Origin of the sequence: Nannocystis sp., from assembly GCF_016714285.1 — a bacterium.
Lineage (GTDB): Bacteria > Myxococcota_A > Polyangia > Nannocystales > Nannocystaceae > Nannocystis.
On record NZ_JADJNN010000007.1, the window covers coordinates 1 to 14,848 of the forward strand.

The following is a 14,848-nucleotide window of genomic DNA, read 5'->3' on the forward strand; positions in this document are numbered from 1 at the left end:
CCCACGCGCCTCACCCGCCACCGCGGCCAGGCCCGCAAAGGCCCGCGAGGAATGCTGCGACAGCGTCGGCAGTAACCCTCGCCCTAACCCAGAAGCTTTCGAAGCTGTGGAACACTCGTCAAGTCTGTCTCGGACAGGAGCGAAGCCCGATGCGTTCTCCGAACACTGAATCTTCCTTAGCGACCTCCATCGCCCGCTGGCGCACCCGCCCGGCGCGTCATCTACCTCAGCTCCATCGTCGCTGCCGGCGCGCGATGGCCACCTCCGCAGCCATCATGTACCGCTTCGGCAGCACGGATTTTGCCCGCTCGGCCCACCGCGCTGTCGACAACAGCTACTCGTACAGCGGCATCGGCGCGGTGATCCGGGGCCGCGGCGACCACCGTCGTGGTTCGCAGCGTTCTCCCAGGTGCGCCGGCCGACGGCGCCATCCGTGAGGGCACGCCCGCCTGATCGGTCGATGGCGCCTGCCCCGACAGCGTCGAGGGTTGGGCCACCGCGCTCAGGAGCCCCGCGGTGCTACGAGCGTCACGATCGAGGTCGCGTGCAGGGTGCAGCAGGCTCAAGTTCGTCACCCTCGAGGCACCAAGATGATCCGCGTCTCTCGCCAATCCGCTCCGCCCAGAGACTGCGGCGGGTCCCGGTGCTCTGCACCAGGGCCTGCTATTAATCGACCGACTCCTCGCAGCACCCCGCCGACTCCTCTCCTGGACTTCGGCGGCGGAAGCCTCAGGGCCCGCAACTGCTTGGGCGAAGCAGCCTCGCGGCGCAAATAGACCAGCTGCGGCCCGCGCCACGTCACCATCCCGCCGCCGACATATGGCCGTCATCAGCAGCACGCTCCTCCCCCGCCGCGTGCGCGCCAGCGTGTAACGCCGCTGCAGCCGCGGTCGCAGCCACGCCGGCGCCTCGCCGTCGAAGTACAGCGCCGTACACCGGCCTCGACCCGCGCCGCCGGCTCCCGCTCGATCGCCGCTGCTGCGTCGGCGCCACGTCGTGGATCCATCAGACCGACGATGCCCGGGGCCGCCAGCCAGCACGCTCCACCAGGCCGCTGCAGCGCCAGCTTCGGCCCGGCCGCCCACAACTCCTCGCGCAGCGCCGCCGCCCGCCCGCGCTGGCCCGCGTCCGGCAGCGTGCGCGCCGGATCCACACCACGCGTAGCTGTCCCAAAGCCAGCCCGCAGCCCGCGTATCACCGGATCGCCTGGTGGCGCGGCTCGCGTAACAACGCGAACACCAGCTGCGCCGCCACCAGCCCGAGCGCCGCCGCCTCCCCGCGCCCGACCGGCAGCGCCACCTGCGCCACGAACGCCGCCCCGAGAAGCACCCCCCCGGCACCGAACGCGTTGGGCTCGGCCCGCTTTGCTGCACGTGCTGTAGCCGAGCGCCGAGACCAGCAGCGCCGCCGCCATCAGCACCCCAGTGAATCGGCCCGCGCCGATCGACCTGTCCCTTTCACACCTGTCCCACGGGCCCCCCCCGGATCCACCCGCGAGGCGGCGCCACAAGCAACAACGCGAGGAACGGCGCCGCGTGCCCGGAACATCCCCAGGTCTTGCGGTGGTAAGCTCCGCGTTGAACGCGTGGCTCTGGTGCAGCTCGTAGTGTACGCCTGGCTGCCCCCGTGAATCCGCTGACCGAGCAGCACCCCACCGCCATCCACCACGGCGATCGTCGCCGCAGACCACCAGCGGCTCGCGCAGCGCCACCAGCAGCCCCAACAGTCCGCTCGCCAGCACAAATTTCCGCCGCCGTCTGGCCGGGTCCGGAACGCCAGCCCCACCGCCCAGCCCCGCCAGCGCCGCCGCCCGCCAGCCGCCCCCCTCGCCACGCAGCAGCACCAGCCCACAACCGCAGCGCGAGGAGACAGGCCTGTCCGCGCGGCCCACGTCGTACCAGCGGAAGCTGAACACATAGCCCGCGCACCACAGCCCCACCGCCGCCGCCTGCAGATTGCGCCCGCGGCTTGCCCTCCTGCCCGACCAACCGCCACAGCCCGAGCCCCACCGCCACGCACGCCGCCACGCTGACGACCCGCGCCAGCGCGAAGTCCAGCGGCAGCGCCCACCCGAGCATCGCCAGCAACGCCGTGTGCAGCGGCGTGTACAGAAGAACACGAACTCCGCCGACGGCTCGGGGTGAATCGCCAGCCCCTGCTGCGGGCGCGGCGCCTGATGCGGCGACCCGCCACTCCATCCACTCGAGCTCGAGCTCGGGGCCGATCCGCCACCTTGCGACGAAGATCGCCCGGGACCACCACCCACAACCCCGCCAGCGCCAGCACCCCGCGTCCGCGCCCACACCACGCTCATCGCGACACCCCCGTCGCACCCGCGTCATCGCGAGAAACAGCCCCGGCTCCGACCACCGGCCGCAGACAGCAGTAATGCCAGGTCCAGCACACCCCGCCCGGCTCACGCGCGTCGACCGCCGGCCGGCGCCACACAGGCCCAGCGGTACCCCGGCCCGAACCCGCGGGTCTGCGCGCTCGCCTGCGCCGGCACCCGCGGACCGACGTGCCCGCGTGACACAGCAGGTCCGGGTCACGCACGCCGCCGGATCGGCCAGCGGCGCCGTCGGCTGATGCCCCGGACGTCCCGCGCGGCGACGGTCGCAGCTCCGGCACCCGCCGCGGCCAGGCGTCGACCAGCCCCGTACACATCGACCACCAGCGGCCCCGACGCATACGGCGGGGCCCCGCCGCGCCGACCGTCAGCCCCGTCGACGCCGGCAAGAGTTCTCTCGCATCCACGCGCCCACACGTACACGCGCTCGCGGGCGAAGCAGTCCATCGCCGTGACCCCTCCCAGCGCCCCGCCAGCCACCCCGCCAGCCTGCGCCCCTGTCCTCGAGCCAGCGCGCCCTCGCCTGCCCCGCCAACAACCCCGCGGCGACGAATCACGATCGCCGCCACCGGCTACCGCCAGGCCCGCGCACCGCCCGCCGATCCACGCCGCCGTCACTCGAGCAACCAGCTCCCACAGCACCGCCAGCAGCCCGTCGCCACGATCAAAGAAGCGCGAGTAGGCCATGAAGTCGCCGCCGATCGCCCACGCCCGCCGTCCCGCGATCAGGATCACCAGCACCAGGTGCCGCGCCCGCAGCCACTGGTAACAGCGGCAACAGCCACACGAGCCCCACCGCCCGCGCCCCGCCTCGACGTACCAAAGCCCGTAGGTCCCGCAGCGGCCCCGCCGAACTTCTTGACCAGCCACGTGTTCGACAGCCAGCTCCGTAGTAGTGATCGCGCCACAGCAGCTGCAGCGCCAGCGGACCCGCCGCCAGCGCAGCGGCGATCACCAGCCGCCGCCAACCCGGCCCGGACCTTTCGGCCGTGTACGATCAGCCATGTCCCAAAGAACAGACCGATCGGCGGCAGCGCGTCCGGGCGGGTCGGGCCGCCAGCGCCGTCAAGCAACCCGCCGCCGCCAGCGCCCGCTCGCCCACGCCGCCGCCATCGCCGCCAGCGACGGCGCGACCGCCAACGCCGTCTCGAGGCCCGCCCTGCCCCACACCGCCAGACTCCGGGCTGCGCGCCAGCAACCGCAACGCAGCGCCGGCGCGGCATTCTCCGCCCGCAACCCCGCAACAACAGCACACGATCATCGCCAACCCGGCCAGCGCGCCCAGCTGCGTCAGCACCGGCGCCAGCAGCTCGGGCGCCACGCCCACGCGGTCGCCGAAGCGCCAGCAGCAACACCCAGGTTCGTGTAGCCCTCGACCAGCTCGCGCGGCTGTCGCCGGGTTGTGGGCCGGGGTCCCGTGCTCCACTTGGTTCCTGGCGTAGCGGAACGAGATGTACGCGTCGTCGCAGAGGAAGCTCCAGGCCCGCGATGTGCCCCAGCGCGAGCGCGGCGATCACCGCCGCCCGGCGCCTCGCAGCAGCCGATATGCGACTCGCCCGCATCGTCCGCATCATCCGCATCATCCGCATCAGGCATCGCCCGGCGCAGCCCGTCCGGATCGAGGTGCGACCGTCGCTGGCCGCCTCGGGCTCACCTTGCCCGCCCGCAGCAGCGCGAGCAGCGGCCGTATGAGGTTATCATACCCTCGGCGCGCCCGGTCTGGATCTGATTGGCGATCTGGTGCGCCCGGCGCATCGCCCGGATCTGGTGGCCACCGCCGCGGTCACGATCATCTTCTCGTGAGCCAGCACCGCCGGAGCTGCGCGCTCGGCTTCGCAGCAGCACCGCCAGGTGACTGACCACCGCCGCGCGCAGCAGGCCGCCAGCTGCAGCCGCACGCATGCGGCCGCCGCCAGCCCAGGAACACGTCGATGATGCGGTCAATCGCCATCGCCGCGCTGCGCCGCGTGCAGCGTCGACGGCACCAGGTGCCCGGTCTCCGCCACCGTCAGGGCCGCCACCGCGATCGTGTCCTGGTCGCGCATCTCGCCGACCAGGATGATGTCGGGTCTCGCGCAGCGCGCCGCCCATAACCCGGCCCGCGAAGCTCTCGACATCAGTACCCACCTCGCGCTGGTGGATCAGCGCCCTTGCTGACGTACTGCAGCTCGACCGGGTCCTCGAGCGTGATCACGTGGCTTCGCCGTTGCTCAGGTTCACCTGCTCGATCAGCGCCGCCAGCGTCGTCGACTTGCCCGAAGGCGGTCGGTCCGGTCATCGGCGCCAACCGACGAATTTACTGCGCCAGCCTGGCGGAAACTCGTCCGGCGGCCGAGCTGCGCGCCAGCCCGTCAGCGGCACTCTGAGCGCACCAGCCGGATCGCCGCCGCCAGCCCGCGCTGCTGGCGAAACAGGTTGATGCGGAAGCGCAGCGCCCTCGCACCTGGCCCCGGGGACAGGTCGAGCGCAGGTCGACGCTGCCGCTGCGCTCGAGGCTCGTGCCGCCGCTCCGGCGTCGTCGCCGGCTCCGCCAGCGCGAGGATCTGGCCGGCGTCGCAGGTCAGCCCCGTCACTCCATAACGCCTGAGCCGCATCGCGCCGGCATGCCGGTCGACGGCCAGCAGGTCCGACGCCCCGTCTGGTGGGCCTGCGGCGCCCAACGATCAGGTCGCCCGCGTTTGTCGACGCGCGCCGTGCGGTAGGCGATCAGCGGCGCCGACTCGCTTTCGCCGACAACCTGTTCGCAGGACGGCTGCGGCAGCGCCTCGCTCCACCGCCGGCCGCAGCGGTGCCGCGTGAAACGGCGGCTCTGCGGCGGTTGCGGCGGTTGCGGCGGTTGCCAGCGAGACCGGCGACTGCGGCGGCACGGGCAGCCCGAAACCGCGACCCGCGCGCGGTGCGGCTCCGGTCATCGCGCCCGCTCGACGCCCGGTCCCGCGCCGCGCCGGCGACGGCCCGCCTGGCCTCTCACCAAGTGAGAACGCGAGGCGGAAGCGACCGCCCTCACCATTGAAATCGACCGAGAACTGCTCGTCGCCGACGCTGTGGGCGATGCGCAGCGTCCGCCCTGCCCGATCGCCTGCAGCTGCTCCGCGTCGACCAGGTCCTCGAGGAAGATCGCCCACCATGTCGTAGCTGACCTTCGGCATCGACAGCGCCACGTCGGCCCCGCCCTTCGGGCAGGGGCACCGCTCCGGACGCCACGATCATCGCGTCGGCCTTCTGCGCCGCGACCAGCAAACAGGAATCGATCGCAGCCATGACGCCGGAGCCTGCGGCCGCCCCGCACTGTCGCTCGCGCAACCCGCGCAACGGGCCCCAGACGGCCCTCTGGCCGATCTGCGGCCTCTCGCCCACGGCCTTCACCGCGCCCGGGCCCGCACGAGCGTGGTACGAAGCGACAACGCCGCGGACCGTGAAGCTCGTCATTCGGATCCCTGCCTCAACGAACGGGACCACCTCGGGGCCACCCTCACCGACCTCCGCGCAGCATCCCCGGCATCGATAGCATCGAGGTGCTCGTCATCGACGACGGCAGCACGGACAGCACCGCCGGCTCGCCGGGCAGCTCAGCGCCCACCACGTCCTCCGCTTCCCGCGCAACGGCGGCCTCGCCGTCGCCTACGCCGCCGGCGTCGACGCCTGCCTCCCCGCCTCAGCGCAGACATCCGTCGTCAACACAAACGACGACAACCACGTACCGCGGCGCCGACGTCCACGCCTGGTCGCGCCGGGTGCTCGCGCCAGCCCGGGCCGACATCGTCGTCGGCGACCGCCGCACCGTTTCAGCCTCGCCCACTTCTCCTGGCTCAAGCGACTGCTGCGGCGCTGGGGCACCAACGTCGTGCGCCGGGCCAGCGCTGCGTCGCCGTGCGCGACGCCACCACGCGGCTTCCGGGCGGCGATCGATCGCTGAGGCCGCCGCCGCCCTGTTCGATCACAACAGCCTGCCCCCTGCACCCTGGGAGACGATCATCCAGGCCGGAAACGCCGGCCTCGCCATCGACCAAACGTCGCCGTCGAGACCAACCCGCAGACCCGCCCGTCGCGCCTGTTCCGTCGATCCGGCGGCTACGTGCGCCGCAACGCCGCCGTCATCGTCCGCGCCTACAGCATGCCACTGGCCGGTCCAGACCTTCGGCTTCGTCGCCCTCCTGCTGCTCCTGCTCCGGCCTCGGCGGCCTCGGCGCGGCCCGCTTCCTCTACTACTTACGCCGCCCGCGCTGGCCGCAGGAAGGCAGCCACCAGATCCCTGCTCGTCGGCGTCAGCCGTCGTGCTCGCCTTCCTGTTCGGCCTCATGGCCCCTGCTCGGCGACCTCATCGCCGCCAACCGCCGCCTCAGCGAGCGGCTGCTCGATGCAGGTGCGCCAGCTCGACCTCGCGGTCGGTCGCCTCGGCGACGGCCCGGCGATCCCCGGCTCCGGCGCACCACCGCCACGCCCTGGTCCGAAGCCACCGCCGCTCGCGGCTCCCACCGCCGCTTGGCCCTGCTACACCCGGGAGACCCCGCGTGCCACACCCGCGGGTCGACGCCGGCTCAACGTCGTCGGCAACGTCTACGACAAAGTACAGCACCCGCAACCCGATCGCCCGGCGCCCCCATGCGCGGCACTTCTCGCCACTGCCGTCACTGACCTGTACCAGGGACGGGTGCCCCCGGCGATGGCGGGGTCGGCTGCGGCGAGGGCCCTTGCTCGCCGACCTGATCAGTCACGCCCGCCCCGACCGCTTCGAGGCCTGCGACGTGGCCCTGCGCCCGCCCCCCCGACACCTCGACCCCCAGCTCGCCCCTGCGCGAGGCCTCGATCTACGCCCTGCCCCGGCCCGACACCAGCTTCGACCTCGTGATCTGCTGCGGGGTGCTCGGGCACCTCGCCGACCCCCCGCCGGCCTCGCCGGGCGGCGCCTCGCCCGCGTGTCCGCCCGCCGGGTCTGATCTCGACCCCTGGGAGCTCCGTGCTGGCCGGATCTTGAACCCTCGCGCGCGGCCGCTCGCCTCGCGCCCTCGGCAGCACCCCGGCCACGTCAACACTTCAGCCGCCGCGCCCTCCTCACCCTCGCCGCCACCCCCCTCGACGCCCTCCTCCCGAGTGCGTCGCCCCCTCCCCCCTGGACGGTGATCCTGGGCGATATCCGCCGGGACCCTCACCCACCTGTCCCTCCGGACCTGGCCCCGGCGCGGAACCACCCGCGCCGCCTGTCCCAAGGGCCAGCCAAAACACACCTGTCTCTCGGGCCAGCCAAAACACACCTGTCTCTCGGGCCAGCCGTCTCGCCCGCTGGCTGCCCGCCCTGCTGGTCACCCTGTTCGGCCTCTACCTGCTGTGGCCGGTCCCCACCGGGTCATGCCGCTGTCCGCCGACCCTACCGTCCACCTGACCCGCGTCTCACCTCTACGGCGAGCAGCTGGCCGGCGGCCACCTCGTCGGCTGGAGCCCGACCTGGTTCTTCGGCGGCCCGCTCGACGAAGTCTGCACCCGGTCCTCGGCGACCTCAGCGTACTCGCCCTGCGCGTCCTCAGCCTCGGCCTGCTCGACTGGCCGCAGGCCTACGCGCTCCTGTTCACCCCTCGTGTTCCTGACCCGGGGCCTCGCCCTGCTGCGCTGGCCGGGCCCTCGGCTGGGGCCCGGTGCCCGGCCTGTGCGCCGCGCTGCTCGCCCTCGCCAGAACGTCGCGCCTACCGCGAGGGCGGCTGGACCTACACCGTGCTCTACGGCGTGTGGCCGCAGACCCTCGCCACCGCCCTCGCCCAGCTCACCACCGCCGGGACCACCCTGGCCGCCCGCGCCGCATCACCTGTCCTTTCGGACAGCACGACTCCGCCTGTCCTTTCCGGGCGGCGCGTCGTCACCTGTCCCTCAGACGGCCTCGACCCGCCTGTCCCCACCTGTCCCACGGGACGGCGACCTGGCGTCCGCCGCCACCTCGCCCTCGCCGCCTCTCGCCGCCGCCGGCACCTGATCACTTGCCCGATGGCGCTCATGATGCTGGCCCTCGGCGCCCCGCTCTACCTCATGACCATCGGCCTGCGCGGCGGCCCGACCCGCCGCTCGCAGCTCGCCGAGACCGCCCTCCACCTCACCCTCGTCCTCAGCATCGGCGCCGCCCTGGCGGCCTGGTGGCTGCTGCCGATGAGCGCCCACCGCGGCTGGATGGCCAACTCCACGGCTGGCTGCGCCCCCCTCGCCGACATGCTGCGCATGGCCAGCCACGGCCAGTGGACGCAATTATGCCCACCGCCGTCGGCCCGCTGCGCCAGCCTCGGCCTGCTCGCCGCGGCCCTCCTGGGTCGCGCCCCGCTGCGCTTCTTCGCCTGTGGACCGTCGCCCGCTGGCTGCTCGCCAGCACCGACCTGTTCTGGGGCCTGCGCCTCGACTGGCTGTCCGGCGGCTTCCAGCACATCCAGTACCAGCGCTTCCTGATCGCCGCCAAGCCCCGGCTTCTTCCTGCTCGCCGGCGCCGCCCTCGGCGGCCTATGCCACCTGGCCGTACGAACATGGTCGAACCGACATGTCCGGAAGCGCCATCCGCCGCCACTCACGGGCCTCGCCGCCGCCCTCGCCCTCGCCCTCGCCCTCTGGCAGCTCGTCGACACCCGCGCCCAGATGCAGCGCGGCCAGGTCGGCCAGATCCAGACCCAGCGCATGCCCGGCGTGCCGCGCTTCGCCGCCGACTACGCCGCCTTCCTCGCCTGGGCCCGCGCCACCTGGGACGCCCGCGACGCCGACTACCGCATCAGCTTCCGCGCCGACCGCAACCTCCACTGGTTCATGGACTCGCCGGTCTACACCCACCCCGAGCTACAAGCGGGGCTTCACCCCGGCGACAACTTCGTCCACAAGCCCGAGTCCGGCGACCCCGCGCTGCTGCGCCGCCTCGGCGTCCGCTACCTCGTCAGCACCAGCAACATGCTCCCGTCCGGCGCCACCGCCTGGCCCAGTTCGGGCAGATCCACGTGTTCGCGCTCGCCGACCCCGAGCCCCTCGCCCACCTCGAGGGCAGCGGCGAGCTCACGGTCGAGCAGCCCGCCATCGCCGGCGACGGTCTGCGCGTCCGCGTCCGCGGCGTGACCGACGAGCGCAGCCGCCTGGTCCTCCACGTCGCCGGCTACCCACGCTGGCAGCTCCACTTCACTCCCGCTGGGGCCGCCGACGGCCCCAACGAGCCCGTCGAGTGGTACGAGGTACCTGTCCTCGGGGACAGCAAGGCCGCCACCCAGGCCCAGCGCCGCGCCGGCGAGCTGCGCGGCGGCAAGGCCCTCGGCGACGACGGCCGCGAGCCGACCCTCATCGCCGCCCCGCGCGCGACGGCAGCTACGAGCTGCGCTACGACCGTTGGCGCCGCGTCGACATCCTCGGCCTCGGCCTCGGCCTGCTCGGCCTGCTCGGCCTCGCCGCCCTCACGCGCCACCGCCCGCTGCTCCCACGCCTGCGCCCCTGGGCCCGCCGCCTCACCCACCCCGCCCTGCTCATCGGCCTGCTGGTCCTCGGCCTCGCCCTCGCCGCCCTGCGCCACCGCCAGGGCGCCGCCCGCGAGCACGACCTCGCCAGCGCTCGCCTCCAGCGCGGCGCGGCCGGGGCCCGCAACTTCGTCGCCGGCCCGCTCAAGACCGACATGCTGGTCCTGCCCGCCCTCCTCGCCCGACCTGGCCGATCGGGCATGTCCGAAGTGACATTCCCGGACGTACAGCTCGGCCCCAACCTCGACGGCTGGTACGCCCTCGACGACGACGACGCCAAGCTGCGCCGCCGCGGCAACCACCGCCTCCGCATCGCCGCCCGCCCTCACGGCGCCGCCGACTGGACCCCGCTCGCCGACCTCCCCGTCCGCCACCGCCCCGACCGCAACCACCTCGACGACATCGCCGTCCCGCCGGCATTGCAGGCCGTCACCGTCGACCTCCGCGTCGAGCTCGAGACCAGCGGCGAGGCCCCACCCCGCTTCGGCCTCGACCTCAAGCTCCCGGGGGCCGCCCCATGAACCTGTCCCATCGGCCAGCCCGCCTCGCCCTGGCCGTCCTCGCAGCCGTCGCCGCGCTCGAGTGGTTCGCCGCCGCCAGTGCCTACCGCGCCCGCCTCACGCCCGAGGTCTGGGCAAGCTACCGCCCTCGCCCTCGCGACCCTCCCGCCCGGCGAGCCCGTCTACCTCGGCACCCCCTGGCTCGGCCCCAGCGCCCGCCAGCATCTCCCACCCTTGCGCGGCTGGGACTCGCTCGCCGCCCCCGACCTCCACGGCGTCCCGCGCTTCCACGTGCTCGGCATGGCCGGCTCGCCGCACGCCGGCGCCTGGTCGGACGACCTCCAGACCGACCTCGCCGAGCTCCCGCCCCCGCAGCTGCTCGCCAGCGACGATCTCGGCCCACTGCGCCTCCACCACTACCTCGCGCCCGCCGCCGGCGTCCTCATCACCGACTGGCTCGCCGACCCCGCCGCCCTCACCCTCCGCGACGCCCGTGGCCCCTGTCGCCTGTCCTCCGGGACATGGTCGTGCAAGCAGGGCAGCGTCGCCCTCGCCACCCGCGAGGTCGCCTACCGCCCGCGCCGCTGCCTCGCGCTCGAGCTCGACGACGGCGCGAGCCTCGAGATCTCCCGCCGCGCCGAGCTCGGCACGACCCTCCGCGGCCACCTCGGCTTCGCCGACTTCAACGCCCGCCTCCGCAACGACGCCCCGGCCCTGCTCGAGCTCCGCATCGACGACGCCCCGGCCGGCCGCTGGACCCTCAGTGATAACCAGGGCTGGGCCGCCTTCGCCGTCGCCACCACCCCCGGCCCGCACGAGGTCCTGCTCCGCCTGACCCCCCTGCTCGGCGGCACCTGGACCGAGCAGGGCTACGCCCCGCAGCCGCGCCGCGCCGCCTGCCTCGAGCTGCGCGCCCTCGCCGACCCCGACGCGGAGGCGACCCCGTGACCCGCCGCAACCACCCCGCGGAGGCCACCCCGTGACCCGCCGCAACCGCCTGCTCGTCGCCCTGGGCCTCGGCCTTGCGACCACCACCCTGCTCTCCCTCGGCCACCGCCGCGTCGGCTACGTCCGCGACGAGGGCATCTACTTCGTCGCCAGCCGCCACCACGCCGCCTGGGCCGCCCAGCTCCTCCACGCCCCCGGCACCGCCCTCGCCGCCCCCGCCCGCGACCGCGCCTTCAGCGTCAACCACGAGCACCCCGCCCTCATGAAGATCGCCGGCGGCATCTCGGCCCGCATCTTCGCCCGGCCCGGGCTCCCCGCCGGCCAGGCCGAGCCCGCCCCCACCGGCCTCCTCCCGCTCATGCCCGAGGGCGCCGCGATGCGCCTCCCCGCCCAGCTGCTCGCCGGCCTCGCCGTCGCCCTCCTCTTCCTCACCGGCGCCAGCCTGGCCGCCCCGCTCCCGGCCAAGCCCCAACCTGTCCCCCCGACCACCCAACCTGTCCCTTCGACCACCCCGATCCCACCTGTCCCTCCGACCACCCAACCTGTCCCTCCAGACAGCACCATCCCCCTCCTCGCCGGCCTGTGCGCCGCCCTGTGGTTCATCGCCCTCCCGCACGTGTGGTTCCACGCCGGCCTGCACTGCTTCGACGTCCCGGTCGCCGCCGCCACCCTCGCCGTGGTCCTGATCTACCGCCGCGCCCTGCACTCTGCGCGCTGGGCCCTCGCCCTCGGCCCGGCCCTCGGCGTCGCCGTCTCGATCAAGCTGAACGCCCTCTTCATCCCGATCCTGCTCGCGCTGCACTACGGCCTGTGCCTGCTGCTCGCCCGCCGACGCCCGCGCCCGGGCCAGCTGCTGCCCCTCCCCTTCCTGGCGATGGCCGTGCTCGCCCCGCTCACCGCCCTCGCTCTGTGGCCGTGGCTGTGGTCCGACCCGGTCGGCCGCGCCCTCGACTACTACGCCTTCCACCAGCAGCACGCCTACTACAACACCGAATTCCTCGGCATCAACTACAACCGCCCGCCGCTCCCGATCTCCTACCCCTTCGTGCTCACCTGGGCGACCGTCCCCACCGGCGCCCTCCTGCTCGCCCTGCTCGGCCTCGGCCTCGGTCTCCGCCGCGATCTAACACCTGCCCCAAGAGACACCTCACCTGTCCCTTCGGACACCCCCACCTGGCGCCCCGCTGCGCGGCCAGCCGACCCGCGACGGCCTGCTCTGGGCCCTCTTCGCGAGCTTCCCGATCGCCCTGATCGCCCTCCCGACGATCCCGATCTTCGGCGGCACCAAGCACTGGATCACCGCCTACCCCTTCCTCGCCCTCGCCGCCGCGACCGCGTTCATCGCCCTGACCCGCGCCGCCGCCCTGCGCGGCCGCTGGCGCCACGCCCCCGCCGCCGCGCTGCTGCTCGTGCTCGTCCCCGGCGTGTGGAGCACGATCGACGGCCACCCGCACGGCATGTCGCAGTACGCACCGCTGATCGGCGGAGCCCGCGGCGCCGCCGACCTCGGCCTCCTGCGCGGCTTTTGGGGCCACGACCTCCCGCCCGGCGTGTTCACGCCCCCGGGCGCCCCGATCTACCTCCACGACCTCCACGAGCTCAGCCGCCAGCAGTACGCCCGCGAGGGCCGCTGGCCCGCCGGCAACACTCCGACCACCCCGGCTCGCGCCCGCCAGGGCCTGCTGTTCCACGAGCGCCACATGCAGAGCCTCGAGATCCAGCTGTGGGAGTCGCTCCACACCACCGCCCCCGCCGAGGTCGTCACCCTCGACGACGTCCCGCTGACCTCGCTCTACCGCGAGTGATAGAACCACCCGCATGAGCGACCACGACTCCCGCGTCCAGGCGATCGCCGCGCAGGTGCGCGAGCGGGTCGCCGCTGGCACCCCGGTCCACATCGACAAGGGCGGCGTTCACCACGTCGTCCCGATCCCCGGCGACCCGCGCTTTCGCAGCGGCAAGCTCGACACCTCCGCCCTGCGCCACATCCTCCACATCGACCCCGTGGCCCGCCGCTGCGTCGCCGAGCCCGGCGTCAGCTTCCGCGACGTCGTCCGCGCCACCCTCCCCCTCGGCCTCGTCCCCACCGTCGTCCCCGAGCTCGAGGGCATCACCCTCGGCGGCGCCGTGGCCGGCTGCGCCGTCGAGTCGATGTCCTTCCGCCTCGGCGGCTTCTTCGACAGCGTCGAATCCCTCGAGCTCGTCACCGGTACCGGCGAAATTCTCGAGCTCTCCCCCACCCGCGAGCCCGACCTCTTCCACATGGTCCACGGCTCCTACGGCACCCTCGGCGTCGTCACCCGCCTGGAGTTTCGCCTGGTCCCCGCCAAGCCCTTCGTCAAGCTCAGCTACCTCCGCTTCCGCGACTTCCCGGCCTTCCACGCGGCCCTGCGCCAGCACTGCGCGGCCGGCGAGGTCGACTTCATCGACGGCATCGTCCACGCCCCCGACCACCTCACCCTCTGCCTCGGCGAGTTCGTCGACGACGCGCCCTACCTCAGCAACTACCGCTGGCTCAACATTTTTTACAAGAGCACCCGCGAGCGCGCCCGCGACTACCTCAGCACCGAGGACTACTTCTTTCGCTACGACACCGAGTGCCACTGGCTCACCCGCACCGTCCCGGGCCTCGAGCACAAGGCCGTGCGCTTCCTGCTCGGCAAGGCCGTGCTCGGCTCGACCAACCTCATCCGCTGGTCCGGCCGCCTCGCGCCGCTGCTCGGCAAGCTCAAGCGCCGCCCCGACGTCGTCGTCGACCTCTTCATCCCCGACCGCCGCTTCGCCGACTTCTACGCCTGGTACAGCGCAGGCCCGCAATTCTACCCGCTGTGGGTCATCCCCTACCGCATGCCCGCGATCTACCCCTGGGTCAGCGACGCCCACGCCAGGCGCATGGCCGACACCCTGCTCATCGACTGCGCCATCTACGGCATGCCCAACAGCGAACCAGAGCGCGACTGGTCCGCCGTCTTCGAGGCCCAGACCTTCGCCCACGACGGCGTCAAGACCCTGATCTCCCGCAACCACTACGACCGCGAGCGCTTCTTCCAGATCTACGACGAGCCCCGCTACGCCGCCGCCAAGGCCCGCCTCGACCCCCACGCCCTGTTCCACAAGGGCGTGTTCGACAAGCTCCACCGCGTCGAGTGACGCGGCCCTACTGCAGCATCCCGAACAGCTCCTCGTCGTCGAGCACCTCGAGCGTGAGGTCGGCGATCTCCGCCTCCGGCACGCCGATGCCGACCGCGACGTGGCGCAGGTACGCGTCCTCGGCCAGGTCGAGCTCGTCGTCCGCGTCGTTGACGCTGGCGACCAGCTCGAGCAGCTTGCGCTTGTCGGCCGGCTCGAGCCCCTTCAGTGTCGCCGCCGCGCTGTGCACATTGAACGCCGCCGGGTTGAAGCGATGCAGCGAGGCCAGCAGCTCCGCCGACGGCTCGCCGCCGAGGACCTGCCGCAAGATCGCCTCGATGCGCGTGACCTCGGCGCCCTCGAGTCGCTTGTCCGCGTAGGCGGCCCCGAGCAGGAGCTGGGTGATCGTGTCGATGTGCTGCTTCATCGCGTCTCCTCCCCCGCAGGGGCCCCGAGCCTAGCCG

General features: G+C 73.3%; 11 protein-coding genes. 7 read left to right on the forward strand and 4 right to left on the reverse strand.

Features of this window, described 5'->3' with window-relative positions; translation table 11 throughout:
* Positions 1-1,194: 1,194 nt before the first annotated feature.
* The 3 genes from IPJ59_RS15025 to IPJ59_RS15035 form a co-directional block, all read right to left on the reverse strand.
* Positions 1,195-1,329 (reverse strand): hypothetical protein, encoded by a 135-nt coding sequence (locus IPJ59_RS15025; protein WP_293272239.1) that lies wholly within the window; start codon positions 1,327-1,329, stop codon positions 1,195-1,197.
* Between the two features lie 2,958 nt (positions 1,330-4,287).
* Positions 4,288-4,464 (reverse strand): ATPase, T2SS/T4P/T4SS family, encoded by a 177-nt coding sequence (locus IPJ59_RS15030; protein WP_293272240.1) that lies wholly within the window; start codon positions 4,462-4,464, stop codon positions 4,288-4,290.
* 234 nt (positions 4,465-4,698) lie between these two features.
* Positions 4,699-4,941, reverse strand: coding sequence for a hypothetical protein (locus IPJ59_RS15035; protein ID WP_293272241.1), 243 nt, complete (start codon positions 4,939-4,941; stop codon positions 4,699-4,701).
* A gap of 2,197 nt (positions 4,942-7,138) precedes the next feature.
* On the opposite strand from IPJ59_RS15035, the gene IPJ59_RS37765 reads away from it, so the two are divergent.
* From IPJ59_RS37765 to IPJ59_RS15065, 7 genes are all read left to right on the forward strand, one after another.
* Positions 7,139-7,468: a methyltransferase domain-containing protein gene (locus IPJ59_RS37765; protein ID WP_366524595.1), complete on the forward strand. Its 330-nt coding sequence runs from the start codon at positions 7,139-7,141 to the stop codon at positions 7,466-7,468.
* A gap of 225 nt (positions 7,469-7,693) precedes the next feature.
* Positions 7,694-8,770: a hypothetical protein gene (locus tag IPJ59_RS15040; protein WP_293272242.1), complete on the forward strand. Its 1,077-nt coding sequence runs from the start codon at positions 7,694-7,696 to the stop codon at positions 8,768-8,770.
* A gap of 183 nt (positions 8,771-8,953) precedes the next feature.
* Positions 8,954-9,418, forward strand: a complete 465-nt coding sequence (locus IPJ59_RS15045; protein ID WP_293272243.1) for a hypothetical protein — start codon at positions 8,954-8,956, stop codon at positions 9,416-9,418.
* Positions 9,419-9,521: 103 nt separating this feature from the next.
* Positions 9,522-10,328, forward strand: coding sequence for a hypothetical protein (locus IPJ59_RS15050; protein ID WP_293272244.1), 807 nt, complete (start codon positions 9,522-9,524; stop codon positions 10,326-10,328).
* A gap of 78 nt (positions 10,329-10,406) precedes the next feature.
* Entirely contained in the window at positions 10,407-11,255 is an 849-nt protein-coding gene (locus tag IPJ59_RS15055; RefSeq protein ID WP_293272245.1) for a hypothetical protein, read from the forward strand.
* Between the two features lie 31 nt (positions 11,256-11,286).
* Entirely contained in the window at positions 11,287-13,077 is a 1,791-nt protein-coding gene (locus IPJ59_RS15060) for an ArnT family glycosyltransferase (RefSeq protein ID WP_293272246.1), read from the forward strand.
* Positions 13,074-14,405 carry an FAD-binding oxidoreductase gene (locus IPJ59_RS15065; RefSeq protein ID WP_293272247.1) on the forward strand — a complete coding sequence of 444 codons (1,332 nt, stop codon included), beginning with the start codon at positions 13,074-13,076 and terminating at the stop codon, positions 14,403-14,405. Before IPJ59_RS15060 ends, IPJ59_RS15065 begins: the two co-directional genes overlap by 4 nt.
* Before the next feature lie 7 nt (positions 14,406-14,412).
* On the opposite strand, the gene IPJ59_RS15070 is transcribed toward IPJ59_RS15065, so the two are convergent.
* Positions 14,413-14,811 (reverse strand): TerB family tellurite resistance protein, encoded by a 399-nt coding sequence (locus IPJ59_RS15070; protein ID WP_293246780.1) that lies wholly within the window; start codon positions 14,809-14,811, stop codon positions 14,413-14,415.
* Positions 14,812-14,848: the final 37 nt, after the last annotated feature.